The 24,526-nt window shown below is 73.4% G+C and carries 25 protein-coding genes; 12 read left to right on the forward strand and 13 right to left on the reverse strand.

Features of this window, described 5'->3' with window-relative positions; translation table 11 throughout:
* Window positions 1-113: 113 nt before the first annotated feature.
* A complete protein-coding gene (locus Sfr03f_RS04190; protein WP_108952320.1) occupies window positions 114-824 on the reverse strand; it encodes a DUF3000 domain-containing protein in 711 nt (236 codons plus the stop codon).
* 282 nt (window positions 825-1,106) lie between these two features.
* Between Sfr03f_RS04190 and hemE the strand changes: the two genes are divergently transcribed.
* The gene (hemE, locus tag Sfr03f_RS04195; RefSeq protein WP_108952321.1) at window positions 1,107-2,156 is read left to right on the forward strand and encodes a uroporphyrinogen decarboxylase; all 1,050 of its coding nucleotides are present in this window, start codon (window positions 1,107-1,109) and stop codon (window positions 2,154-2,156) included.
* A gap of 116 nt (window positions 2,157-2,272) precedes the next feature.
* Here the strand turns inward: hemE and Sfr03f_RS04200 are convergent, their stop codons facing one another.
* Window positions 2,273-3,568, reverse strand: a complete 1,296-nt coding sequence (locus tag Sfr03f_RS04200) for an ROK family transcriptional regulator (protein WP_108952322.1) — start codon at window positions 3,566-3,568, stop codon at window positions 2,273-2,275.
* A gap of 162 nt (window positions 3,569-3,730) precedes the next feature.
* On the opposite strand from Sfr03f_RS04200, the gene Sfr03f_RS04205 reads away from it, so the two are divergent.
* The 4 genes from Sfr03f_RS04205 to Sfr03f_RS04220 all read left to right on the forward strand — a co-directional run bounded on the left by Sfr03f_RS04205 (window position 3,731) and on the right by Sfr03f_RS04220 (window position 8,340).
* A complete protein-coding gene (locus Sfr03f_RS04205) occupies window positions 3,731-5,047 on the forward strand; it encodes an ABC transporter substrate-binding protein (protein WP_108952323.1) in 1,317 nt (438 codons plus the stop codon).
* A gap of 8 nt (window positions 5,048-5,055) precedes the next feature.
* Window positions 5,056-6,039, forward strand: a complete 984-nt coding sequence (locus Sfr03f_RS04210) for a carbohydrate ABC transporter permease (RefSeq protein ID WP_108952324.1) — start codon at window positions 5,056-5,058, stop codon at window positions 6,037-6,039.
* Between the two features lie 16 nt (window positions 6,040-6,055).
* A complete protein-coding gene (locus Sfr03f_RS04215; protein WP_108952325.1) occupies window positions 6,056-6,895 on the forward strand; it encodes a carbohydrate ABC transporter permease in 840 nt (279 codons plus the stop codon).
* Between the two features lie 80 nt (window positions 6,896-6,975).
* A complete protein-coding gene (locus Sfr03f_RS04220; RefSeq protein WP_108952326.1) occupies window positions 6,976-8,340 on the forward strand; it encodes a GH1 family beta-glucosidase in 1,365 nt (454 codons plus the stop codon).
* On the opposite strand, the gene Sfr03f_RS04225 is transcribed toward Sfr03f_RS04220, so the two are convergent.
* Both Sfr03f_RS04225 and Sfr03f_RS04230 read right to left on the reverse strand, forming a co-directional pair.
* A complete protein-coding gene (locus tag Sfr03f_RS04225; RefSeq protein WP_218028122.1) occupies window positions 8,330-9,244 on the reverse strand; it encodes a DMT family transporter in 915 nt (304 codons plus the stop codon). The two genes, Sfr03f_RS04220 and Sfr03f_RS04225, sit on opposite strands and share 11 nt — an antisense overlap.
* Entirely contained in the window at window positions 9,241-10,059 is an 819-nt protein-coding gene (locus tag Sfr03f_RS04230) for an SDR family NAD(P)-dependent oxidoreductase (RefSeq protein WP_108952327.1), read from the reverse strand. The genes Sfr03f_RS04225 and Sfr03f_RS04230 overlap by 4 nt, the downstream gene beginning before the upstream one ends.
* 140 nt (window positions 10,060-10,199) lie before the next feature.
* On the opposite strand from Sfr03f_RS04230, the gene Sfr03f_RS04235 reads away from it, so the two are divergent.
* On the forward strand, window positions 10,200-10,784 hold the full coding sequence (locus tag Sfr03f_RS04235) for a TetR/AcrR family transcriptional regulator (protein ID WP_108952328.1): 585 nt from the start codon (window positions 10,200-10,202) through the stop codon (window positions 10,782-10,784).
* 97 nt (window positions 10,785-10,881) lie between these two features.
* Here the strand turns inward: Sfr03f_RS04235 and Sfr03f_RS04240 are convergent, their stop codons facing one another.
* The 3 genes from Sfr03f_RS04240 to Sfr03f_RS04250 form a co-directional block, all read right to left on the reverse strand.
* Entirely contained in the window at window positions 10,882-13,434 is a 2,553-nt protein-coding gene (locus Sfr03f_RS04240) for a discoidin domain-containing protein (protein ID WP_108952329.1), read from the reverse strand.
* A gap of 206 nt (window positions 13,435-13,640) precedes the next feature.
* Complete coding sequence (gene panD / locus Sfr03f_RS04245; protein WP_108952330.1) at window positions 13,641-14,060, reverse strand: aspartate 1-decarboxylase; 420 nt, start codon at window positions 14,058-14,060, stop codon at window positions 13,641-13,643.
* 185 nt (window positions 14,061-14,245) lie between these two features.
* Complete coding sequence (locus Sfr03f_RS04250; RefSeq protein ID WP_108953432.1) at window positions 14,246-14,467, reverse strand: hypothetical protein; 222 nt, start codon at window positions 14,465-14,467, stop codon at window positions 14,246-14,248.
* Between the two features lie 247 nt (window positions 14,468-14,714).
* Here Sfr03f_RS04250 and Sfr03f_RS04255 point away from each other — a divergent pair, with 247 nt between their 5' ends.
* Window positions 14,715-15,701 (forward strand): NADPH:quinone reductase, encoded by a 987-nt coding sequence (locus Sfr03f_RS04255; protein WP_108953433.1) that lies wholly within the window; start codon window positions 14,715-14,717, stop codon window positions 15,699-15,701.
* A gap of 74 nt (window positions 15,702-15,775) precedes the next feature.
* Here Sfr03f_RS04255 and Sfr03f_RS04260 read toward each other — a convergent pair whose 3' ends face one another.
* From Sfr03f_RS04260 to Sfr03f_RS04270, 3 genes are all read right to left on the reverse strand, one after another.
* On the reverse strand, window positions 15,776-16,273 hold the full coding sequence (locus Sfr03f_RS04260) for a DUF2165 domain-containing protein (protein WP_108952331.1): 498 nt from the start codon (window positions 16,271-16,273) through the stop codon (window positions 15,776-15,778).
* 85 nt (window positions 16,274-16,358) lie between these two features.
* Window positions 16,359-17,192 (reverse strand): ribonuclease BN, encoded by an 834-nt coding sequence (locus Sfr03f_RS04265; RefSeq protein WP_245967389.1) that lies wholly within the window; start codon window positions 17,190-17,192, stop codon window positions 16,359-16,361.
* A 275-nt stretch (window positions 17,193-17,467) separates the two neighbouring features.
* On the reverse strand, window positions 17,468-17,827 hold the full coding sequence (locus Sfr03f_RS04270) for a DUF6223 family protein (protein WP_108953435.1): 360 nt from the start codon (window positions 17,825-17,827) through the stop codon (window positions 17,468-17,470).
* Between the two features lie 183 nt (window positions 17,828-18,010).
* Between Sfr03f_RS04270 and Sfr03f_RS04275 the strand changes: the two genes are divergently transcribed.
* Both Sfr03f_RS04275 and Sfr03f_RS04280 read left to right on the forward strand, forming a co-directional pair.
* The gene (locus Sfr03f_RS04275) at window positions 18,011-19,138 is read left to right on the forward strand and encodes a sensor histidine kinase (protein ID WP_372514433.1); all 1,128 of its coding nucleotides are present in this window, start codon (window positions 18,011-18,013) and stop codon (window positions 19,136-19,138) included.
* A complete protein-coding gene (locus Sfr03f_RS04280) occupies window positions 19,135-19,800 on the forward strand; it encodes a response regulator (protein WP_108952332.1) in 666 nt (221 codons plus the stop codon). The genes Sfr03f_RS04275 and Sfr03f_RS04280 overlap by 4 nt, the downstream gene beginning before the upstream one ends.
* A gap of 174 nt (window positions 19,801-19,974) precedes the next feature.
* Here the strand turns inward: Sfr03f_RS04280 and Sfr03f_RS04285 are convergent, their stop codons facing one another.
* From Sfr03f_RS04285 to Sfr03f_RS04290, 3 genes are all read right to left on the reverse strand, one after another.
* Window positions 19,975-21,081, reverse strand: coding sequence for an ABC transporter substrate-binding protein (locus Sfr03f_RS04285; protein ID WP_245967390.1), 1,107 nt, complete (start codon window positions 21,079-21,081; stop codon window positions 19,975-19,977).
* Between the two features lie 227 nt (window positions 21,082-21,308).
* On the reverse strand, window positions 21,309-21,410 hold the full coding sequence (locus tag Sfr03f_RS31620; protein WP_359290250.1) for a putative leader peptide: 102 nt from the start codon (window positions 21,408-21,410) through the stop codon (window positions 21,309-21,311).
* Between the two features lie 142 nt (window positions 21,411-21,552).
* Window positions 21,553-22,011: an RrF2 family transcriptional regulator gene (locus Sfr03f_RS04290; RefSeq protein ID WP_108952334.1), complete on the reverse strand. Its 459-nt coding sequence runs from the start codon at window positions 22,009-22,011 to the stop codon at window positions 21,553-21,555.
* A 137-nt stretch (window positions 22,012-22,148) separates the two neighbouring features.
* On the opposite strand from Sfr03f_RS04290, the gene Sfr03f_RS31625 reads away from it, so the two are divergent.
* From Sfr03f_RS31625 to Sfr03f_RS04300, 3 genes are all read left to right on the forward strand, one after another.
* Window positions 22,149-22,247, forward strand: coding sequence for a putative leader peptide (locus tag Sfr03f_RS31625; protein WP_359290252.1), 99 nt, complete (start codon window positions 22,149-22,151; stop codon window positions 22,245-22,247).
* 166 nt (window positions 22,248-22,413) lie between these two features.
* Window positions 22,414-23,529 (forward strand): LLM class flavin-dependent oxidoreductase, encoded by a 1,116-nt coding sequence (locus tag Sfr03f_RS04295; protein WP_108952335.1) that lies wholly within the window; start codon window positions 22,414-22,416, stop codon window positions 23,527-23,529.
* Window positions 23,526-24,380: an ABC transporter permease gene (locus Sfr03f_RS04300; RefSeq protein ID WP_108952336.1), complete on the forward strand. Its 855-nt coding sequence runs from the start codon at window positions 23,526-23,528 to the stop codon at window positions 24,378-24,380. Before Sfr03f_RS04295 ends, Sfr03f_RS04300 begins: the two co-directional genes overlap by 4 nt.
* Window positions 24,381-24,526 lie beyond the last annotated feature (146 nt).

Consider the following 24,526-nt stretch of genomic DNA (forward strand, 5'->3'; position numbering starts at 1 on the left):
ACAAAGCCGCAATCACAATGCGGCGAGGGCGGCGCGGGGGAGGCGCGGGGAGGCGCGGCGACGGCCCGGCGACGGTGACGATCACGGTGACGGCGTCGGGCCGCTCGGGAGGGTCAGCGCTGCGGACGGGGTCCGCGCCGCTGCGGCAGCGGGACCACGGGGGCGGCCGGCGCCGCGGACGGGCCCTCGCCCGCCGGCGGACCCACCGGGGGCAGGCCCGTGACCTGGGCCAGCAGGTCGCACCAGGCCGCCAGGTGCCCTCCGGTGTCCGGGACGCCGCCCAGGCCCTCGTGCGGGGTCCAGGAGGCGCGGATCTCGATCTGTGAGGCGGCCGGCCGCTCCTCCAGGGCCCCGAAGTAGTGGGAGCTGGCCCGGGTGACGGTGCCGCCGGCCTCCTGGTAGCCCAGGCCCCGGGCGTCCATCGCGCCGGTCAGCCAGGACCAGGAGACCTCGGGGAGCAGCGGGTCGGCGGCCATCTCGGGCTCGTGCAGCTCCGCCCGGACGAGGGTGACCAGCCGGAAGGAGCCCCGCCAGGCCTCGTGCCCGTCGGGGTCGTGGAGCAGGATCAGGCGCCCGTCGGCCAGTTCGTCGCCGTCCTCGTCGAGCACCGCGGCCTCGAGGGCGTACGCGTAGGGCGCCAGCCGTCGTGGCGGCGTCACCGGCTCGAGTTCGATGCGCGGCCTCGGCCGCGCGGCCCGCAGCGCGTCGACGGCGGCCCGGAAGGGCAGTGGCGCAAAGGCGTCCGCATTCAGCTCCCGCTCCCCGTCCTTCCCGTCGCCCGCTCCGCCCGCACCGTCCGTCAGTCGTCCCTGAGCCGCAGCCATGCGCAGAAGATAAGGGGCGCGGGGCCCCCGCGGCGTGAAGGACACCCCAGCGCGGGCCCCCGGACGCATCGCGCTGCGCGAACAGCGACGAGGTTTGCCGACCGTCCTTCGCGATCACGCCTCGCCTCGGCGCCGTCCCGGCGTGTCGCACCCGCGTTGCAGCCGCCCCGCGCCGCCCCGCGGCCGGGAGGGCCGGCCGGTGCGGCAGGCCGCCTCGGGGCGGTATCGCGGAGTCGGGTCCGGCGGACAGGACGGGCATGGGAGACTTTCCGCGTGAGTGCCATGGACAAGCCCGAGAACCCCGCCGTCGCCGATTCCGCCTTCCTCAAGGCGTGCCGCCGAGAGCCGGTACCGCACACGCCGGTCTGGTTCATGCGACAGGCCGGGCGCTCGCTGCCCGAGTACCTGAAGGTGCGCGAGGGCATCCCGATGCTCGAGTCGTGCATGCGGCCGGAGCTGGTCACCGAGATCACCCTGCAGCCGGTCCGCCGGCACGGGGTCGACGCGGCCATCTACTTCAGCGACATCGTCGTCCCGCTCAAGGCCATCGGCCTCGACCTGGACATCAAGCCGGGCGTCGGCCCGGTGGTGGAGCAGCCGATCCGCTCCCGCGCCGACCTCGAGCGGCTGCGCGACCTGACCCCCGAGGACGTCTCCTACGTCACCGAGGCGATCCGGATGCTGACCGCCGAGCTCGGCTCCACGCCGCTGATCGGCTTCGCCGGCGCGCCGTTCACCCTGGCGAGCTACCTGGTCGAGGGCGGCCCCTCCAAGAACCACGAGCACACCAAGGCGCTCATGTACGGCGACCCGCAGCTGTGGGCCGACCTGCTGGACCGCCTGGCCGACATCACGGCCGCCTTCCTCAAGGTGCAGATCGAGGCCGGCGCCTCCGCCGTGCAGCTCTTCGACTCCTGGGTGGGCGCGCTGGCCCCGGCCGACTACCGCCGCTCGGTGCTGCCCGCCTCGCGCAAGGTGTTCGAGGCGGTCGCGCCCTACGACGTGCCGCGCATCCACTTCGGCGTCGGCACGGGCGAGCTGCTCGGCCTGATGGGCGAGGCCGGCGCGGACGTCGTCGGCGTCGACTGGCGGGTCCCGCTGGACGAGGCCGTGCGCCGCGTCGGTCCCGGCAAGGCGCTGCAGGGCAACCTGGACCCGGCCGTCCTCTTCTCCACCCGCGAGGCCGTGGAGTCGAAGGCGCGCGAGGTCCTGGACGCCGCCTCCGGCCTGGAGGGCCACATCTTCAACCTGGGCCACGGTGTGCTGCCCACCACGGACCCCGGCGCGCTGACCGCCCTCACCGAGTACGTCCACGAGCAGACGGCCCGCTGAGCCGATCACGTCAAGGGCGGCGCCCTTCCCGGGACCTCCGGGAGGGGCGCCGCCCTCGTCGGTGCCGAGGGTCCGCCCGCCGTCGCGCGGGCCGGGTGCTCCCGCGCGGCCGTCGCTCAGCGCACCACCCGCTCGCGCAGCGCGCTGCGCCAGGCGGGGGCGGGACCGTCCTCCTCGGCGGCTGCGTTGTCGCGGTGGCCGCCCCGGCTGAGGAAGTCGGCCAGCGGAAGGGTCGCCGCGCCGACCGTGACGGCGTCGGGGCCCAGCCGCCCGAGCTCGATCCGCACCCGGCCCGCCGGGTGGTGCAGCGAGTACGCCGTGGCGTGCCGGCGGACCGAGGGCAGGAACCGGGTGCCGAGCTGGAGTCCGGCCCAGCCGCCGATCAGGATGCGCTCCGGCTGGAAGAGGTTGACCAGGTCGGACAGGCCTGCGCCCAGGTACTCGGCGGTCTCCTCCAGCACCTCCAGGGCAACCGGGTCGGGCGTGCCGTCGCGCTCCGGGTAGGCCGCCGCCAGCAGCGCGGTCAGCGCGCTCTCCTCGTCGGCGCCCGCGGGCGGCCGTCCGCCCGCCTCCTGCCAGCGGGCCACCAGCGCCTCCGCGCCCGCGTAGGCCTCCAGGCAGCCGAGCGCCCCGCAGCGGCAGCGCCGCCCGCGCACCCGCACCGTCAGGTGGCCCCACTCCAGGGCACGGCCGTGCTCCACGTCGTCGGCGACCAGGCAGGCGCCGACACCGGAGCCGAACAGCACCACGACCGCGTCGCCGGCGCCCCGGCCCGCGCCGAACCACATCTCGGCCTGGCCCAGCGTCTTCGCGCCGTTGTCGATGAAGTACGGGACCCGCTCGGGGAGTCCGGCGCGCTCGCGCAGCAGCGCCTCCAGGGGGACGGCGTCCCAGCCGATGGTCTGGCCGTGCACCGTCGCGCCCCGCTCCGCGTCCCGGGCGACGATGCCGGGCACGCCGATGCCGACGCCCAGCAGCCGCTCCGGCGCCAGGCCCGCGGTGGCGAGCACCTCGGCGACCGAGTCGCGGATGTGGCCGGTGACCACCTCCACGTCGTAGCGCTGCGGCTCCAGCGGGCGCTCGGCGCGGGAGACCTCGGCGAGCGAGAGGTCGAACAGCTCGACGCGGACCCGGGTCTCGCCGACGTCCACACCGATCAGGTGGCCGCTCTCCGGCCGCACGCGCAGCAGCGTGCGCGGGCGGCCGCCGTCGGAGTCGACGCTGCCGGCCTCCTCCACCACGCCGTCGGCGATGAGTTCGGCGACCACGTTGCTGACCGAACCCGAGCTGAGTCCGGTGGCCGGACCGAGGTCGAAGCGGGTCAGCGGTCCGTCGAAGTACAACTGGCGCAGTACGGCCGCCCGGTTGCCCCGCCGCAGGTCACGCACCGTGCGGCCGTTCCGCGCCTTCATCCGGTTCCTTCCGTTTGTTTCCCCGCACGCAAGATACCTCTGCGCGACGGCTTGACGCGACCTTCTTACAGGTCTTAACTCACGCCCTGAATTAAGTCATGACGTACGGAGGCCGTGTCAGGTCCTCCGTCCGTCGACCCCGGGGAAGGGACCCTCGTACTCATGCGCAGAATCCGAGCCGCGGCCGCCGGTGCGGTCACCGTCTCCCTGCTGGCCGCCGTCTCCGCCTGCGGCGGCGGTTCGGCGTCCGGCGGCGGGTCCGGGGACTCGCCGAAGAAGCTCACCTACTGGGCCTCCAACCAGGGCCCCAGCGTCGAGGCGGACAAGAAGATCCTCTCCGCCGAGATCGCCAAGTTCGAGAAGGAGACGGGGATCGACGTCGAGCTCGAGGTCGTCCCGTGGAGCGACCTGCTCAACCGGATCCTCGCCGCCACCACCTCCGGCCAGGGCCCGGACGTGCTCAACATCGGCAACACCTGGTCCGCCTCGCTCCAGGCGACCGGCGCGCTGCTGCCCTGGGACGACGCGAACTTCGAGAAGATCGGCGGACGCGACCGGTTCGTGGAGTCGGCCATCGCCTCGGCCGGCGCGGAGGGCAAGGACCCGGCGGCCGTGCCGCTCTACTCCATGGCCTACACGCTGTACTGGAACAAGAAGATGTTCGCCGACGCGGGCATCACGAAGCCGCCGGCCACCTGGGACGAGATGGCCGAGATCGGCAAGAAGATCAGCGGCGACGGCAAGTGGGCGCTCGGGGCGGAGGGATCCAACCTCTCCGAGAACATCCACCACGTCTTCACCTTCGGTCAGCAGCACGGAACGAACTTCTTCACCCCCGACGGCAAGCCCGACTTCACCTCCGACGCCGCCGTCGACGCCGTCAAGAGCTACGTCGACCTGATGGCCGAGCACAAGATCATCGCGCCGGGCAACGCCGAGTACGCGCAGAACCAGTCTCTCCAGGACTTCGCCAAGAACAAGACGGCGATGGTCATGTGGCAGAACGCGCAGACCGCCTTCGCCTCCCACGGCATGAAGGACGACGACTGGGGCGTCGCCCCGATCCCCGTGCGGTCCGGCGACCCCGGCTCCGGCACCGGCGTCAACTCGATGGTGGCCGGCATCAACATGGCGGTCTTCAAGAACACCGACAACCTCGACGGCTCGCTGAAGTTCGTGAAGTTCATGACCAGCGACGCCGAGCAGAAGGCCCTGAACACCGCCTACGGCTCCATCCCGCCGGTCAAGGCCGCCCAGGAGGACCGCGCCTTCGACAGCCCCGCCCTGCGCATCGTCCGCGACACCCTCGCCAACAGCGCCGCGCCGCTGCCGCAGGTTCCCGCGGAGTCGCAGTTCGAGACGGCCGTCGGCACGGCCGTCAAGGAGCTCTTCGCCGAGGCCGCCGCCGGCAAGCCGGTCTCCAAGGACCTCGTCCGGGAGAAGCTCGCCAAGGCCCAGCAGCAGATGCCGCAGGGGTGACCTCTTCCATGACCGCCACACTCGCTCCCCCGCAGGGGAAGCGGGCGGCCCCCGGGGCGGCGCGCACACCGCGCCGCCCCGGACGGCTGCGCCGCGCCTGGCTGCCCTACCTGCTGCTCGTCCCCGCGCTGGCCCTCGAACTGCTGGTCCACCTGGTGCCGATGGTCTACGGACTGCTGATGAGCTTCAAGGAGCTCACGCAGTTCTACATCCGCGACTGGACCACCGCGCCCTGGAAGGGCCTGGACAACTACCGCGTCGCCGTCGACTTCGACACCCCCGTCGGCGCCGCGCTGCTCCACTCCTTCTGGGTCACCTGCCTGTTCACCGCGCTGTCGGTCGGCCTGTGCTGGCTGCTGGGCACCACCACCGCCGTGTACCTGCAGGAGTCCTTCCGCGGCCGCGGCCTGCTGCGCGGCCTCTTCCTGATCCCGTACGCGCTGCCCATGTACGCCGCCGTGATCACCTGGACGTTCATGTTCCAGCGGGACAACGGCCTGGTGAACCACGTCCTCGTCGACCAGCTCGGCCTGTTCGACGAACCGCCGTTCTGGCTGCTCGGCGACAACAGCTTCTGGGCCCTGCTGGTCGTCTCGGTGTGGAAGGGCTGGCCGTTCGCCTTCCTGATCGTGATGGCCGGCCTGCAGACCGTCCCGCGCGAGCTCTACGAGGCCGCCGCCCTCGACGGCGCCGGCCGCTGGCAGCAGCTGCGCCGGATCACCCTGCCCTCGCTCAGCTCCGTCAACCAGGTGCTCGTCCTGGTGCTCTTCCTGTGGACCTTCAACGACTTCAACACGCCGTTCGTCCTCTTCGGGAAGTCCGCGCCGCAGGCCGCCGACCTGGTCTCCATCCACATCTACCAGGCGTCCTTCGTCACCTGGAACTTCGGCACCGGCTCGGCCATGTCCGTCCTGCTGCTGCTCTTCCTGCTCGTGGTGACCGCCGTGTACCTGCTGATCACCTCACGCGGACGGAGGAGTGCCGGTGCCTAGCGCCCCGCGGTCCCCGATGGCCGCGCCCCGCTCCTTCGTCTGGTCGCGGCGCGTGTTCCTCACCCTGCTCACCGTCTTCGTGGCGGTGCCGGTGTACGTGATGCTCTCCAGCTCGCTCAAGCCGCTGCAGGACGTCTCCGGCGAGTTCCGGTGGCTGCCCGGCGACCTGACCCTGAGCCCGTACGTCGACATCTGGTCGACCGTGCCGCTGGGCCGCTACTTCGTCAACTCGCTGATCGTGGCCGGAGCGGCGACCGTCTGCTCGGTGGTGATCGCGGTGTTCGCCGCCTACGCGGTGAGCCGGTACGAGTTCCGCGGCAAGCGGGTCTTCACCGTCACCGTGCTGTCGACGCAGATGTTCCCCGGCATCCTCTTCCTGCTGCCGCTGTTCCTCCTCTACGTCAACATCGGCAACGCGACCGGCGTCGCGCTCTTCGGCTCCCGCGGCGGCCTGATCCTCACCTACCTCACCTTCTCGCTGCCGTTCTCCATCTGGATGCTGATCGGCTACTTCGCCTCCGTGCCCAGGGAGCTGGACGAGGCGGCGCTGGTCGACGGCTGCGGGCCGCTGGGCGCGCTGCTGCGGGTCGTGGTGCCGGCCGCGGTGCCGGGGATCGTCGCGGTCACCGTCTACGCGTTCATGACCGCCTGGAGCGAGGTGCTCTTCGCCTCCGTGATGACCAACGACACCACCCGCACCCTCGCGGTCGGCCTGCAGGCCTACTCCACCCAGAACGAGGTCTACTGGAACCAGATCATGGCCGCCTCCCTGGTGGTGAGCGTGCCGGTGGTCGCGGGCTTCCTGCTCCTCCAGCGCTACCTGGTGGCCGGCCTGACCGCCGGCGCCGTCAAGTGACGGGCCCGGCCCCCCTCCGTGCCCGTGTACCGCGGCGCCCGCGTGCCGCTGCTCCTCGTTACGTCCGAAAGGGAAACCTCGTGTCCATCGACCTCGCCGCGCTGCCCCGCGACTTCCTGTGGGGCACGGCCACATCGGCCTACCAGATCGAAGGCGCCGTCGCCGAGGACGGCCGCTCGCCCTCCATCTGGGACACCTACTCGCACACCCCCGGCCGCGTCGACAACGACGACAACGGCGACGTGGCCTGCGACCACTACCACCGCTGGCCCGAGGACGTCGCGCTGATGAAGGAACTCGGCGTCAACGCCTACCGCCTCTCCGCCGCCTGGCCTCGGGTGGTGCCCGGCGGCGACGGGCCGGTCAACGAGCGCGGGCTCGACTTCTACGACCGGCTGGTCGACGCCCTGCTGGAGGCGGGGATCACCCCGTCCGTGACCGTCTACCACTGGGACCTGCCGCAGGTGCTCCAGGACCGCGGCGGCTGGCCGGAGAGGGACACCGCCCACCACCTGGCCGCCTACGCCTCCGCCCTCGCCGGACGGCTCGGTGACCGGGTGCGGCATTGGGCCACGCTCAACGAGCCGCTCTGCTCGGCGTGGATCGGGCACCTCGAGGGCCGGATGGCCCCCGGCCTCACCGACCTGACGGCCGCCGTGCGCGCCTCCTACCACCTGCTGCTCGGCCACGGCCTGGCCGCTCAGGCGATCCGGGCCGCCGCGCCCGGCGCGCGGGTCGGCATCGTCAACAACCTCTCCGAGATCCGGCCCGCCTCCGACAGCGCCGAGGACCTGGCCGCCGCCCGCCGGATGGACGGGCACACCAACCGCTGGTGGCTCGACCCGGTGCACGGCCGCGGCTTCCCCGAGGACATGCGCGAGGTCTACGGCGTCGAACTGCCCGAGCGGCCCGGCGACATGGAGGTCATCGGCGGGCCCCTGGACTGGCTGGGCCTCAACTACTACTTCCCGATGACCGTCGCCGACGACCCGACCGCCCCCGCGCCCTTCGTCCGCGACGTCCGGCTGCCCGACGTGCCGCGCACCGGCATGGACTGGCAGGTGGACGCCGGCGGCATCGAGGGACTGCTGCTGCGCCTGACCGAGGAGTACGGAGCCCGCGCGTTGTACGTCACCGAGAACGGTTCCTGCTACCCGGACACGGTGCGCGAGGACGGCAGCGTCCGTGACCCGGAGCGGTCCGCCTACCTCGAGGGCCACCTGGCGGCCTGCGCCTCCGCGGCCCGCAAGGGCGCACCGCTGGCCGGCTACTTCGCCTGGTCGCTGCTGGACAACTTCGAGTGGGCCTACGGCTACGACAAGCGGTTCGGCCTGGTCCACGTCGACTACGCCACCCAGCGGCGCACCGTGAAGGCCAGCGGCCGGCGGTACGCGGAGATCGTGCGCGCGCACGCCGCGCGGGGCGCCGCGGACGTCACCGGCTGACGGCCCCCGCCCTGCCCGGGGCCCCGGCGCCCTCCACCTCCGGCGCCGGGGCCCGCATGCCCGCGAGCACGCCCACCGCGACGATCAGGGCGCCCACGACGTCCGCGGGGCCCACCTCGCCGAGTCCCAGCGCGACGGTGGTGAGCAGCGCGCCCACCGGGACGAGCCCGGCGAACAGCCCGGCACGGTCGGCGCCCAGCCGGCGCAGCGCGTCGTACCAGAGGAAGAACGCGGTGGCGGTGACGAGCACCCCGAGGTAGCCGAAGGCGGCGGCCTCGGAGGGCGTCGGCAGGCGCAGCGCGCCCGGGCCCTCCAGCACCGTGCTCGCGACGAGCAGCATGGGCACCGAGAGCGCCGCCGGGTAGGCGGCGACCCTCAGCGGGCCGATCCGGGGGAGCAGCGGGAGGGCGAGCAGCGAGAAGGCGACCTCTCCGGCGAGCGCGCCCAGCGACAGCAGCACACCGCGCGGGGAGCCGCCGCCGAGCCCGGCGGCGACGGCCGCGCCCAGGGTGACGACGGCCGCCGCGCCGACGGTACGGGCCGCCGGCCGCTGACCCCGGGCCGGCGGCCCGGTGAGGGCGAGGACCACGGGGATCGCGCCGACCACCGTGCCGATCATCGCGGGACTCGCGTGCCGGGTGGCCTCGACCAGGAAGACGTTGAAGCCCGCCAGGCCGGTGGCGGCCAGCGCCGCCAGCAGCAGGACGTCACGGGGGGTGAGCCGCACGCGCGGCAGGCGCCGGTGACGCACCACGACCAGCAGGATCGCGGCCGCGAGCGCGTAGCGCAGCGCCTGACCCGCGAGGACGGGGTAGTCGGCGACGGTCGCGGAGACGGCGGCCGAGGTGCCGACCAGCAGCATCGCGGCGGCGGCGCCGGTGGCCGCGGAGGCCGGGGAACTCACGCCGCGTGCTCCTTCACCGGCCGGGCGGAAGCCGGAGGGGCGAGGACCTTACGGGTGACGCGCTCGGCGACGGCCGCGACCAGGGTGCGCGGGCGGCGCGGCAGCAGGTGCGCCTGCAGAGCGTTGCCGAGCCCGGGGGTGACGTACCCGCGGTCCCGGTCGAGGGCGCGCAGAGCGGCGCGCACGACCGGCTCCGGCGTGCTCATCGAGCCGTTGACCGCCGCGTCGCGGGTGCCGATGACGTCGAAGAAGGCCGTGTCGACCGGCCCGGGGCACAGGGTGAGCACGCGGATGCCGCGCCCGCGGCACTCCTCGCGCAGGGCGAGCCCGAAGTTCAGCACGAACGCCTTGGCCGCGCCGTAGACGGCGAAGTACGGGGCGGGCTGGAAACCCGCCGTGGAGGCGACGTTGACGACCGCGCCCGTGCCGCGCTCCAGCATCCCCGGGAGCAGCGCGTGGGTGAGGCCCACGAGAGCGACGACGTTCACCATGAGCTGCTCGTGGTCGCGTTCGCCGGGGATGTCCTCGAAGCGGCCGCAGGTGCCGAAGCCGGCGTTGTTGACCAGCAGGTCCACCTCCACGCCGCGTAAGGCCAGCCGGTCGGCCACACGACGGGCGGCGCCGGGCTCGGCGAGGTCCTGGACCAGGACGTGGGCCGTGATGCCGTGCTTCGCGGACAGGCGCTCGGCGAGGGCGGTGAGCTTGTCCTCGGACCGTGCGACGAGCACCAGATCGTGTCCGCAGGCGGCCAGTTGGGCGGCGAACTCGGCGCCCAGCCCGGACGAGGCGCCGGTGACGAGAGCTGCGGTGTGCATGGAGAACTCCTCCGCTCAATCGGTCGATGAGACAGGACGGTACACGTTTTCCAGCTATCTGCAACAGCGTTGATGCATATCAAGCTCATCTGCTGCAGCGGTGTATCGTTTCGCGGGTCGATCGAAGGAGTGGAAGACCCATGGGCGAGTCGTCGGCGCGACCGTTGCGGGCGGACGCGGAGCGCAGCGTGCGCGCGATCCTGGAGGCGGCGGAGCGGGTTCTCTCCGAGGATCCCGGCGCGTCGATGGAGCAGATCGCGGCCGCCGCGGGGGTGGCCAGGACCACGATCCACCGCCGCTTCGCCCACCGGCAGGCGCTCGTCGACGCGTTGGCCCTGTCCGCGGCCCGCCGGCTCGCACAGGCCGTGGACGACGGCCGGCCGGACACCGCCCCTCCCTCGGTGGCACTGCACCGGATCACGGCCAACGTGCTCGAGGTGAAGGGGGCCTGGACGTTCGCCCTGGGGGTGCCCACCGCACCCGGCAGTGAAGCGGCGGCCATCCACCAGGAGATGGCCGGGCACTGCCTCACCGTCCTGGAGCGGGCCCGGGCCGAAGGACTCATCGACGCGTCGGCCGACCTCCACTGGGTGCGGCGCGTGTACTACGCGCTGCTCGGTGAGTCGCTGCACGGGGACGCGGACGACACCGGCGTCGACACCGACACCCTCGCCGCCCGCGTCGTCGACACGCTCCTGCACGGCGCCGGCCCGCGGCGGGCGTGACAAGGGCCCGGCGGGCAGGGAAAGGCCCCCCCGGCCGGAGCCGAGGGGCCTTCGGCGACCGCCGCACGCCCGTGGGCGCCCGGCGGTCGTCACCGCGCTAGGGGAAGCGGACGATCTTCGAGGGGACGGTGTCCGAGCCCGAGGTGGCCGCGCCGGTGTCGTTGATGACGTGCCGGTACTGGCCCATGCCGCCCAGGGAGATCACCTGCAGGTGGTTCATGCTGATCCCCGGCTTCACCGGCACCTGGAACCCGTGGTGCTGCACGATCGACGGGTCGGAGGTGTAGTTGCAGTAGCTGCCGAGCGCCCAGGCCTCGTGGGTGTTCACCGAGTCCGCCACCTTGTAGGCGGCCCAGCCCACGATCCCGTCGTGGGTGATCGCGGCGGCGTTCGGCGCGTCGTACGCCTTCTCGTTCTGGAAGAAGATCGTGCGTCCGCGCTCGCCCTGCCACAGGACGTCGTACTTGTTGAAGTGCTCGACGAACAGTCCGGTGGTGAGGACGTCGTCGCCGTTGACGACCATGCCGTAGTCCGACCGGTTGGTCTCCCAGCCGACGCCCGCGCCGTGGTCCGCGCGCCAGATCCAGGTGTGGTCGACCACCACGTCGTCGCTGTTGATCACCACGCCGTTGGTGGCCAGGCCGGGGCCCGCGCCGCCGACGCGGATGAACACGTCCTGCATGGTGGTCGGGTTGGCGGCGTGGTCCGCGGAGGCGCCGGACGGGCCGATGCGCAGCAGCGTTTCGGACCTGGCCGACCCGGCGTCGACCAGGAAGCCCGCCAGCCGCACGCCGTCCACGTCGGCGACGTGCACGGCGTCCACGCCGTTGTCGGGGATGAACGTGGCCAGGCCGAGGCCGAGCACCACCGTGTTCGCCCGCTCGATCTCGATCGGGCGGTCCAGGTGGTAGACGCCCGGCGTGACCAGCAGGTGCAGGCCCTGGGCGAGCGCGGCGTTGATGGTGGCCGCGGTCGCGCCCGGCTTCACCACGTAGAACTGGTCCAGCGGCAGCGAGGTGCCCGCGTTCGCCGGCCAGGACACGCCCCGCGCGTTGGTGCGCTTCGCGGGGACGAACACCTTGTAGGCGGAGCCGTCCAGGTACAGGAACGGCTTCTCCCGGGAGATCGGCGTGGTGTCCATCGTGGTGTAGGGGCCGGTGGCGAAGTTGGTCGCCGGAGCGCCCTGCACGCCCGTGAACGTCATGTTCCACACGCCGTTGGTCCAGCCGCCGACCGAGCTGTCCCGGGTGTACCACTGCTGCTGCGAGTAGGGGCCGACCGTGCCGTCGATCTTCGAGTCGGCGATGTAGCCGCCGGAGGCCCAACCGTAGCCGTTCGGCGCGAGGTTGAGCCCGCCCTTGACGTGGATGCGGCGGAACGGGGCCGCCTGGGCGACCGCCCAGCGGTTGGTGCCGTTGGACGGGGTGATGGCCAGGTTCTCCGCCGAACGCCAGAAGTTCTGCGTGGCGTTGCCGTTGAACCAGCCGGCGTCCACGGTGACGTCACCGTTGATCTGCGTGTCGTCCGGGTTCAGGCCGAGACCGGAGATCGAGGTGTAGAAGCCGATCTGGGCGTTGATGTTGTTGTAGGTGCCGGGCTTGAGGAGGAACTGGTAGCGGCCCTCGCCGAACTGGTTGGACTCCTGCCGCGCGAAGACGTCGTCGAAGCGCTGCTGGAGGTTGGCCGTCGAGGGGTCCACGACGATCACGTTGGGCCCGAGGTCGCCGCCCCCGGTGACCGGCGGCACACCGTCCCCGGAACCGGTGTGCACGGCCATCTCCCACAGCGAGTACCCGTAGGCGGTGGTGCGGGCGGTGCCGTGCATCCGCACGTAGCGGCCCGACCCGGCGACGTCGTAGGAGGCCTTGCCGCCGGTGGCGCCGGTGACGTTGCGCAGGGTCGTCCAGCTGCTGCCGTCGGACGAGACCTGCAGCGTGAAGTCCCGCGCGGAGGCGGCCTCCCAGTCCAGGTCGATCCGGCAGACGTCCTTGACGGAGCCCAGGTCGACGCGCAGCCACTGCGGGTCGGAGTGGGCGCTCGACCAGCGGGTGGTGCCGCTGCCGTCGAAGGCGGCGGAGGCGGCCAGCGCCGCGCTCTCGGTGGAGGAGGCGGTGGCCGGCCGGTTCAGCGCCGCGTTCGCGGTGGAGCAGCCGGACGAGGTCCCGGTCGTCCCGAAGACCTGGAACTCCCAGAGGGAGATCCCCCACTGGGTGGCCCGGCGGTCGGCGTACACCCGCACGTGGCGGGCGCCGCCGGAGACGTCGACGGTGTCGGTGCCGCCGTCGGAGCCGGTCACCTTGCGGGCGTCGGTCCAGGTGGAACCGTCCTGGGAGAACTGGATGCGGTAGTCGGCCGCGTAGGCGGCCTCCCAGCGCAGCACCACCTGGCTGACCGTGGCGCTCGCGCCCAGGTCGACGCGCAGCCACTGGTTGTCGGAGGCCGCGGAGGACCACCGGGTGCCGGTGTCGCCGTCGACCGCGAGCCCGGCGGCGTACACCGCGCTCTCGGTGGAGGAGGCGGTGGCCGTGCGGCCCTGGGACAGGGGGACGTCCGCGGCGGCGGCCGCGGGGGCGGCCGTCACGGCGGGGGCGGGGAGGGTGAGCAGCGCCGCGACGGCGGCGAGGGCCACACCCAAGGTCCTGAATCTCATACAGGGGCTCCAGGGGGATGGAGGGGTTAGGGGTCGAGGTTCGGGGGTTGGGGGTTGGAGGGGGGTCGGAGGTGATGGCACGACTTAATTCAGGGTTTGATTTAAGGGGTGACGGATCGGTCCGGCAAGCCCTCGCGCACGCATTGGCGCAACAAAAAACCGCCGCCGCCCTTCAGGGCGGCGGCGGTTCAGGTCGAGCTGTGGGGTCAGGCCCCGACGGCCTGCGGGCTCCGCCGCTGGTCGGTCCCGGGAACGGGCTCCGACGCGTCGGAACCGAGCGCCACGATCCGGTTCGCCTCGTCGACGTGCACCACGCGCGGCTTCATCGCGCGGGCCTCGGCGTCGTCGACCTGGGCGTAGCTGATGAGGATCACCAGGTCGCCGGGGTGCACCAGGTGGGCGGCGGCGCCGTTGATCCCGATCACACCGGAACCGCGCTCACCCTCGATGATGTACGTCTCGAGGCGGGCGCCGTTGGTGATGTCGACGATGTGGACGAGCTCGCCGGGCAGCAGGTCGGCGGCGTCCAGCAGGTCGGCGTCGACGGTCACCGACCCCACGTAGTGGAGATCGGCCTGGGTGACCGTGGCGCGGTGGATCTTGGACTTGAACATGGTGCGCAGCATGCGAACTCCCGAGATGACGGCTCCCTGCCCGCAGGCGCAGGTCAAGGGCTCCGGCCAGGGTACCGCCGGGCCGGACGGCGGCGGGAGCGGCCGTCGGGGATGCGGCGCAGCTCACTCGGCGCCCCCCTTCCTTCACCGCGGACCAACTCGACCTCGCTGAAGTACAAGGGGCCGCCTGAGAAGCGTCAGTTCCAAGGCTCCCGGTAGGGGTTTTCGCCCAGCAGCCTCGCTGCGACCACACAGAGGTCCTCGCCGAAGAGCTGGTTGCTGCCCCACTCGGAGCCCCACAGATCGGACGCGGCCTGGGCTACAGCGCGCCAGGAATAGTCCTCGTCACACCGCCACCTGCGGATCTGAGCAGCCATCTCCGGTGTGATCGTCGCCGGGTCAACAGTGTTGTGTTCCATCCCAGCGACCCTAGGGACGTCGCGGAGAAGGTGGCCACCCGATTCCGACACGGAGGAGCTGGCGGACCGCTTCGTGCGCCTGCGCGCTGTCGGCCGCGGATACGTGAGGCACGTTCCCCTGGCCGGCTCAGGGCGTCCGGGGGAGGACGGTCGGCCACCTCCCGACTGTGAGCCTTCCGCGTGGAACACGGGGTGGTCGGTGGCCGCGTGCGCGCCCGGCACGTTCTCGGCGGGCCAGAATCGGGCCATGCAGGCCGCGTACATCGAAGAGCTGGGTCCGCCCGACGTCATCCGGGTCGGGGAGCTGCCGGCGCCACGACCGGGGCCCTGCGACGTCCTGGTCGACGTGGGGGCGGCCGCCGTCGACCCGGTCGACACCTTCGTGCGGTCCGGGGCGTGGGCCACGCCGGTGCCCTTCCCGTTCGTGATCGGACGCGACCTGGTCGGGGCGGTCGCGGAGGCCGGGCCCGGCGCGCCCGGGTTCCGGCCGGGGGACCGGGTGTGGTGCAGCAGCCTGGGGCACGGCGGACGCCAGGGGGCCGCGGCGGAGCAGGCCGTGGTGCCCGCCGACCGTCTCTACCGCCTGCCCGACGGCGTCGACGCGGTGGACGCGGTCGCCCTGGCCCATCCGGCGTCCACGGCCTACCTCGCGCTGTTCACCCACGGGCGGCTGCGGGCCGGGGAGACGGTCTGCGTCCTCGGCACCGCCGGGAACGTGGGCAGTGCCGCCGTGGTGATGGCCGCGCAGGCCGGCGCCCGGGTCGTGGCCGTCGCCTCGGGCCGCGACGCCGCCCGCTGCCGGGCTCTCGGCGCCCGGCACGTGGTCGACCGCCGCGACCCGGACCTGCCCCTGCTGATGCGCGCGGCCGCGCCCGACGGGGTCGACCTGCACCTCGACACGGCCGGGCACAACGACCTCGAGGCGGCGGTGGAGCTCCTCGCGCCGCGGGGTCGGGTGGTGGTCATGGCCGGGCTGGGGGCCCGGCCGGTGCTGCCGGTCGGGCCGCTCTACCTGCGCGGCGGGTCGGTGACCGGCTTCGCCATCTCCCACGCACGCACCGACGAGCTCGCCGAGGCGGCCGCCTGCGTCAACCGGTTGCTGACGGATGACCTGCTGCGTCCCCGGGCCGTCGAGGTGCTGCCGCTCACCGCGGCGGCCGAGGCGCACCGCAGGATGGAGCAGGGGGACGTCCGGGGCCGGCTGGTCATGAGGGTGAGCGCCTCCGCGGACTGACGCGTGGACGCGTTCGCCGGAGGGACGTTCGCCGGCGGGGCGGTCGCCGGCGGAGCGTTCACCGGCGCCGGGGCTCACTCCTCGGCCGGCGCCCCGTGCGGCAGGTTGGCGACGATCAGCACGACGCCGCTCATCAGGAAGACCCGGGTGGCGGCCTCCAGCCCGTTCCACTGCTCGGACTGCCACATGGCGAACCACTCGCCGCCGATGCCGATGAAACCGGCGCCGAACAGCAGCATCGCCATCAGCAGCCCGTACGTGCTGATCCGCCGCGCCCGCGTCAGGTCGCGCCGGAACCACAGCGCCGTGCCGGCGAGCAGGACGAGTGCGGCGACGCTCTCCCACACGATGATCAGGACGTACGCGGCGTCCTGGAGCCGTGTGTCGGTGACGGCCCGCCACATCAGGTCGGGGTCCTTGAAGGTGGTGTCCATGGCGAGGACGTGACGGACGAAGGCCTGGTTGGTGCCGAAGTCGGTGATGTTCCCGACGGCCACCAGGGTCATGTAGAGGGCGACGGTCCCGGTCAGCAGGGCCGCGGCGGTCGTCAGGGCGCGTGAGGTGGATGCCATGCCCGTTCCCTTCCCGTCCGGGGACGGGGCCGCCCGTACACATCGCGTCAACTTGGGGCGGGGGAGGGGCGAGACCTCGGGGAGGTCACCGGATCCGCGTCCACGGCGACCTGTGTTTGCGGCCCGGGCTGTGGTGGTGGAGCAGCCAGTGGCCGAACAGCGCCCCGCCGTGGACGACGAAGCCCACGCCGATCAGCCAGGACTCGACGACCAGGACGATGCCGACCGCGCCGTAGCTGATCGCGTTGGTGACGATCAACGGGGTGAAGACGTAGTACGAGAACCCGCGCAGACCGACCAGGCCGATCATCGTGGCCAGGGCGCCGGGGAGCAGGCGGCGCCAGACGATCTGGCCGCCCAGGAGGAAGTGCTGGCCCCACCAGAAGAACAGGGCGCCCAGCACCGAGCTCAGGGCGATCCGCACCCCGCCGGGGAGGTCGCGGGTGAGGACCTCCTGGTACAGGTAGGCGGTCAGCGCGACCAGCCACACCCCTTGCCGCCAGACGCGGTGCCAGGGGCCGGCGGGCAGACCCCAGATCCGCTCGTAGCCGTTCTGGACGCTGCCGCCGAGGGCCACGCCGAAGAGGGCCAGGGTGATGCCGCCGAGGACGCTGGTGGAGCCGACGACCTTGGGGGGCGGACTGAAGATGTCGGTCAGGACCCGCGCCGAGCGGTCCGGCAGACCCATGCCGTCGGCGAGCCAGGAGGCGAAGCCGCCGCGGCCCAGCGGGTCGGCGGCGGCGATGACGATCAGCAGCGGGGCGAGGGTGACCAGGGCGAGGGTCGCGAACCCGAGCGCGCGGTGCATCAGCTCCAGGTCGCGGGCCTGACGGATCAGGGCGTACGCCGCGAGCCGCCGCCACGCCCGGAGCAGCGGCCCCGGCTGCCCCCCGGCGGCCCTGGCCGTTCGTCGCCTCATACCCCGACCTTCCGTGACGAGCCGCCGCGGGACAAACCCGCCGGGGCAGCCGGGGGACCGGCGGGGTGCCCGGTCGCCGTGGCTGGCCCGGCCACCCCGGTCCGGCGGCGCCGGCGGGTCCGCGTGGCAGCGGCGTCGAGCGCCGGGGCACGAGGTGTCCCGGCTGTGCCCGAGGAACGCCGGCCGTGTCCGAGGACGCCCGGCCTCGGACGCCCGGGCTCAGGCCTCCCGTCCCGTGCGGTGCGGTGCGGACGCCGGGCCTCGGACGCCCGGCCTCAGGCACCCCCTGCCGTGCGGACGGAGCGGGACCGGGCGCGCAGTCCGAGGACGGCGGCGGCCAGGCCGAGCGGGATCGCCAGGATGCCTCCGGCGAGGCCGTTGCCGGTGCCGAGGCCGTCGGCGGCGGTGGCCACGTGCACCGCCCCGAGCACCGCGCCCGCCGCCCCCGCCCCGACCGCCGCCCCCGCGAAGCTCCGCGCGCGGGCGCCCGCGCCGCCCCGGCCGGCGGTCCGCAGCGCCCACCAGCCGAGGGCCAGGCCCACCGCCCCCACCAGCAGCGCCAGGTTGGCACCGGTCCGTCCGTCGCCGATGAGCCCGCCCTCGGGCGCCGCCAGCCACATCTGTGCCGTGATCATGTCGCATCCCCTCTCGTCGGCCTCGAGCATGCCGTCGGCCGGGGCGCCGGGTCGTCCCCCCGACGTGGACATCACGCACTGCCGCACGGGCGGCAGTGCGCGCCCGTGTACCGCGGACGCGGTAGCCGTCCCTCCTCCGCACGCCGGATCCGCCCGCGCCGAGGGAGGGCTAGGGTGCCGGGCATGCGCATGGTGACGGGCCGCCGGCCCCACGTTCCGCCGGGCGCCGTGGACGGGGCGCTCGCGCTCGGCGTGGCGGCCCTGATGCTCGGCGGCGGACTGTCCACGGCGGAACCCGGCGTCCCGGCCCTGCTGCTCCTCGGCGCCGGCGGCCTCGCGCTCGCCCCCCGGCGCCGCGCACCGTCCCTGGTCCTGGTCGTCACCGGGGTGTGCGCCGTGGGCCACCTGGCGGCCGGCGTCGAGGTGCTCGCCGTCCCGTACCTGGTCGCCGTGTACGGCGCGGTGCGGGCCGGCCGGCGGGCCCTCGCGGTGGCGACCTCGGTGGCCCTGGTGGCCGCACTGCACGCTGTCGCACTCCTCCCGCACGACGGTCCCGTGACGGAGGCCCTGGCCCAGGCCCGCCACGTCCTCGAACTGGCCTGGCTCGTCGCCGCGTTCGCCGCCGGGGAGGCCGTGCGCCAGGCGGAGCGGCGGGCGGACGAGGCGGAGCGGACCCGGGAGCAGACCGCCCGGCGCCGCGCGGACGAGGAACGGCTGCACATCGCACGGGAGTTGCACGACTCGCTCACCCACCAGATCTCGATCGTCAAGCTCCAGGCCGAGGTCGCCGTCCACGTCGCCCGGCGGAGGGGCGAGGAGGTGCCGCAGGCGCTGTCGGCGATCCAGGAGGCCGCGCGGGAGGCGAACCGGGAACTGCGGGCCACCCTGGAGGCGCTGCGGGACGACGACACCGCCCCGCCGCGCGGCCTGGAGCACATCGCCGATCTGGTGGAACGCGCCCGGTCGGCCGGTGTCGAGGCGACGCTGCGGGTCGAGGGGGAGCGGCGGGACGTGCCGGCCGCGGTGGCCCGGACCGCCTACCGGATCGTGCAGGAGGCGCTCACCAACACCGCCCGCCACGCCGTCGGCGCGACCACGGCCGGAGTCAGCGTCCGTCACCAGCCGGACCGGCTGACCGTCCAGGTCGACGACGACGGCAAGGCAGCCGCCCCGGCGGTGCCGGCGCCGGGGCTCGGGCTGCTCGGCATGCGCGAACGCGTCACCGCCCTCGGCGGCCGGCTCGAGGCCCGGCCCCGTGAGCAGGGCGGTTTCACCGTCCGCGCCGAACTGCCCGTGGAGCCGTCCTCGTGATCCGCGTCCTGCTCGTCGACGACCAGCCGCTGATCCGCAGCGGATTCCGCGCCCTGCTGGGCCTGGAGGCGGACATCGAGGTGGTCGCGGAGGCCGGCGACGGCGAGGAGGGGCTCGTCCTCGCCGCGCGGCACCTGCCCGACGTGATGCTGGTCGACATCCGCATGCCGGTCCTCGACGGCATCGCGACCACCCGCCGGGTCGCCGCCGACCCGGCACTGGCCGGGGTGCACGTCGTCGTCCTCACCAACTACGGCATGGACGAGTACGTGCTGGACGCGCTGCGGGCCGGTGCCGCGGGCTTCCTGGTCAAGGACATCCTCCCCGACGACCTGGTGCACGCCGTGCGCGTCGCCGCCCGGGGCGACGCGCTGCTGGCGCCCGCCCTGACCCGGCGGCTGATCGACCGCCACCTCGCCCAGCCGCCCCCGGCCGCCCCGGCCGCCGTGCTGGACCGGCTGACCGCCCGGGAGCGCGAAGCCGTCGCCCTCGCCGCGCGCGGCCTAGCCAACGACGAGATCGCCGCCCGCATGGTGATCAGCCCGCTGACCGCCAAGACCCACGTCAACCGCGCCATGACCAAGCTCCACGCCCGCGACCGCGCCCAACTCGTCGTCCTCGCCTACGAGTCCGGCCTGGTCACGGCGCACCGGCAGCGGTGACGGTCCTCCGTCCGGAGTCCGGTGGGGTACCGGTGGCCAGGTGGGGTACCGGTGGCCCCCGGCGAACCGGTGCCTCGCGGACCACGGCCCCGGCCGGGGTCCTGGAACGCCGAGGAGGCGGTGGCCGAGCGGCCACCGCCTCCTGGGGTCCGGCCCGAGGGGGCCGGACGTCCGTTACTGGACGCCGAGGCCGGCGTCGTCGACCGCGTCCTTGCCCGCGGCCTTGAGGACCTTGTTCAGCGGGCCGAGGTCGTAGATGCCCTTCAGGCTCGGCTCCTCCAGCAGGCCGGCCTTCACCGCGTGCTCGGCCTGGGCGTCGAGCGTGGCGGCCAGCGGGTCGTCGAGGAAGGCGATGGACTTCCAGGCCGGGTCGAGGACCTCGGCCGGGAGGTCCTTGCCGGTCAGCTCCTTCAGCGCCGCGTTGGCGGAGGCCTTCGCCTCGTCCGGGTTGGCGTTGATCCACTCGTTGGTCTTCACGGAGCCGCGCAGCACCGCCTCGACGACGTCCGGGTGCTCCTTCAGGAACTTCTGCGACACGATGATGTTGGTGATGACGAACTTCTTGTCCGGCCACAGGTCGGACTCGTCGAGCAGCACCTTGCCGCCCTCGGTGACGAGCTTGGAGGCGGTCGGCTCGGGCACCCAGGCACCGTCGATCGACCCCGACTTGTAGGCGTCCGGGGTGATCTTGTTGTCGGTGCGGAAGACGGAGACGTCGCCCTTGCCGCTCTCGGCGTCCACCTTCCAGCCCTGCTCGGCGATCCAGTTGAGGAACGCCACGTCCTGGGTGTTGCCGAGCTGCGGGGTGGCGATCTTCTTGCCCTTGACGTCGTCCAGGGACTTGATCTTCTTCGGGTTGACGACCAGCTTCACGCCGCCGGAGGCCGAGCCGCTGACGATGCGCAGGCTCTTGCCGTCCGACTTGCTGTAGCCGTTGATGGAGGGGGAGGGGCCGATCCAGCCGATGTCGATCGACCCGGCGTTGAGCGCCTCGATCTCGGACGGGCCGGCGTTGAAGGTCGACGACTTGATCGTGGTGCCGCCCAGCTCCTTCTGCAGCAGTCCCTCCTGGACGCCCACCAGAGCCGTCGCATGCGTCAGGTTCGGGAAGTAGCCGATCTTCACCTCGTCGGCGGAGAGCTTCTTCGCGTCCGCCGAGACCTCGGTCTTCTTGCCGTCGTCGGCGGCGTCGGAACCGTAGCCGCAAGCGGTGAGCAGGAGGGGGAGGGCGGTGAGGGCGGCGAGGGTGCGCAGGGCGCTGAGCGGTCTGACGGCAGACACGGAGGTGTCCTCTCGAGGAAGGGCTGGAACGCGTGGAACGCGGGAAGGCATGGCGGAACCGGTGGGTACGCCGTTGCTCCGTCCGCCGGGCCGGTCGACGGCCGAGGGCCGTCAGGCGCCGGGGAGCGGAGGAAGAGGCACGGGTGGTGCGGACGCCCGGTGCGCGGCACGGGGCGCCGCCGTCCCGCGGGCCGGACCGCCGGGGCGGGCGGGACGGGGCGGGCGGCTCAGACGGAGCGACAGATGGCGCTCGAGGTGCGGCCGAGGTCGACGTGCCGGCGCGAGGTCAGGAGGAGTGCCGACAGGGTGGTGCGGTCGAACGGACGCATGACACCCCTCACTTCGGTTCCCGGTCTTTCCTACCTGAATGCTGGGGATCGTGGCAGAAAGCCGGCCGGGGACCAAGACGGGTTTCAGATGCTGGACAACGGCCTTTCGGATGATGGGACCGGACGGAATTCCCCGGTCCGGTCAGGGGTTCGTCCAGGCGTCCGGGCGCTCCGCCAACTCCGTTATTTCGTCCGGCAGTTGCGAGGCCTCGAGGTCGGCGAGCGACACGCCGTCAAGGATCTCGCGCACATTGGCCCGCAGGGCGATCCACAGCGGGAGCAGTGAGGCGGCGGGGCCGGAGTAGGCGAGGTCCGGCGGGCGGACGCCCCGCACCGAGACGAGGGGGCCGTCCACGACGCGGATGACGTCGGCGACACTGACGGACGCGGCCGGCCTGGCGAGGCGGTAGCCGCCGTTGCCGCCGCGCCGGCTCGTCACCAGGCCGCCGCGGCGCATGTCGTTGAGGATGCCCTCGAGGAACTTGTGCGGGATGTCCTGGGCGTCGGCGATGGCCTCGGCCGTCACCGGACCGTCGTCCCGCGAGGCGGCGAGCTGCAGTGCGGCCCGTACCGCGTAGTCCGCCCTGGCAGAGATGCGCATGTACCCATTGTCCGGGGGGCTCGGGGCCGCCCGGGAGGGGGGTGGCGGTTCCCTGGAGGACGTCCGGTGCGTGAGACCGGAGTCCGGATCGCAGACATGGGCTTGATGCATGTGCCCGGTGGATACAGAATGCGCCCATGGCCCCCTTCCTCGTCACCCGCCGACACGTGGATCTTCTGCGTGTCGCCGGGATGCTGTGTCGGGCCGACCACCTGTGCCGCGCCGTCCGCAGCTGACCGCGCGCACCTCCCTGCCGCGCTGAGGCTTCCTCCGTGCCCGGCCGGCGTCCTTCCCCGTTCCGCCGCCTCGCGGTGACGGCGCGCCCTCGCGCGCCACCTCCTCCTCGTGCGACGCCCACCCGGCGCCGCGCGCTCACCCCTCCCCTCACAGAGGTCCTTCGTCATGTCCGTGCGCCCTGCTCCCGTCCTGCACTGGTTCCTGCCGACCGGCGGTGACGGCCGGGATCCCGGCGGCGTCACCGCCGTCCAGGCCCGTTCCCGGACCGCGACCCGCCGCCCCGCCGACCTGGGCTACCTGGCCCAGGTGGCCCGGGCCGCCGAGCGGGCCGGCTTCGACAAGCTGCTCACCCCGGTGGGCCTCGGCTGCGTGGACCCCTGGGTGCTGACGCCGGCCGTCGCCGCGGTCACCGAACGGATCGGCTTCCTCGTCGCCTTCCGGGCCGGCCTGACCGGGCCCACGCTGCTCGCCCAACAGGCCGACAACTTCCGCCGGTTGTTCGGCGACCGGATCGCGCTGAACGTGGTCACCGGCGGCGACCCGGTCGAGCAGCGCGCGTACGGCGACCACCTGCCCAAGGACGAGCGCTACGCCCGCACCGGCGAACTCATGCAGGTGATCCGGGAGTTGCTGGAGGGCAAACCGGTCGACCATCACGGCGACCACGTACGGGTGACCGGAGCCCGGCTGGAGAACCCCACCCTCGCCGCCCCGGTGCCCCTCTACTTCGGCGGCGCGTCCCCGGCCGCCGAGGACGTCGCCGCCCGTTACGCCGACGTCCAGCTGCTGTGGGGGGAGCCCCCGGCCGCCGTCGCCGAGCGCGTCGACCGGCTCCGCGGCAAGGCGGCCGCCGCCGGCCGGACCGTGCGGTTCGGGCTGCGGCTGCACGTGATCACCCGTGACACCGCCGCCGAGGCATGGGCGGAGGCCGACCGCATCCTTGGGCGCCTGGACCCCGAGGCGATCCGCGCCACCCAGGAACGCTTCGCCCGCATGGACTCCACCGGCCAGGCCCGCATGACGGCCCTGCACGGCGGCACGGCCGAGAACCTGACCGTCGCCCCCAACCTGTGGGCGGGCATCGGACTGGTCCGCGAGGGCGCCGGCACCGCTCTGGTCGGCTCGCACGACGAGGTGGCCCAGCGTCTCTTCGAGTACCGGGAGCTGGGCATCGACGAGTTCGTCCTCTCCGGGTACCCGCATCTGGAGGAGGCCTTCCGGGTGGGCGAAGAGGTCGCCCCCCGGCTGCGCGCCCTCACCGAGGCCGAGGCGGCACGATGACCCTCGTCAAGGAGACGCCGCCGGTCGCCCCGCCCGCCGACGCGGCGCCCGCGCGGCGCCGCCGGCCCGCGGTCCTGCGCTGGACCGCCCTCCGGCTGGTCGCCCTCGCGGTCCTCCTCGCCGCCTGGCAGGCGATCGTCGCGGCGGGCGTGTGGCCGCGCGTCCTCGTCCCGTCGCCGGCCGAGGTGTGGAGCGCCTTCGTGGAGGCGTCGACCGTGCACGACGGAGTCCGCGGCTACAGCGGGTACCTGCTCGGCGAACACCTGGCGGTGTCGCTGCGCCGGATCGGCATCGGCACCGGGTACGCGGCCCTCACCGGGATTCCGCTCGGCCTGCTGATCGGCGTGGTGAAGCCGGTCGCCGTGGTGCTGGAGCCGGCGGTCACCTTCCTGCGGACCCTGCCGCCGCTGGCGTACCTCTCGCTGCTGGTCATCTGGTTCGGCATCGACGAGTCCCCGAAGATCTGGCTGCTGGTCGTCGCCGCGCTGCCGCCCATCGCGGCGGCGACCGCGGCGGCGGTGCGCGGCGTGCCGGGCGACCTGGTGGAGGCGGCCCGGACCCTCGGCTCGGGACCGGTGACGCTGCTGCTGTCGGTGCGCCTGCCGGCCGCGCTCCCCGAGATCCTCACCGGGGTGCGGATCGGCCTCGGCGTCGCCTACACCTCGGTCGTCGCGGCCGAGACCGTCAACGGCGTGCCCGGCATCGGCGGCATGATCCGCGACGCCCAGCGCTACAACCAGACCGACGTCGTCATCGCCGGGATCATCGCCATCGGGCTCTCCGGCATCCTCCTGGACGCGCTCTTCCGCGGGCTGGAACGGGTGACGGTCCCCTGGCGCGGCCGCCGGTGAGCACCCACCCCGGGCCACCACCCGCCCCCTGCCCCCGCCACCCGCGCCGCACGTGCCAACCGCGCCGCCCTCGCCACCCCCGCCGCACGCGCCGCTCCGGCGCTGCCCCCGCCCCGACCCTCGCTCCCGCCCCGGCGCCCGTCGCC

The sequence above is a fragment of the Streptomyces fragilis genome, assembly GCF_003112515.1.
In the GTDB taxonomy this organism is placed as follows: domain Bacteria; phylum Actinomycetota; class Actinomycetes; order Streptomycetales; family Streptomycetaceae; genus Streptomyces; species Streptomyces fragilis.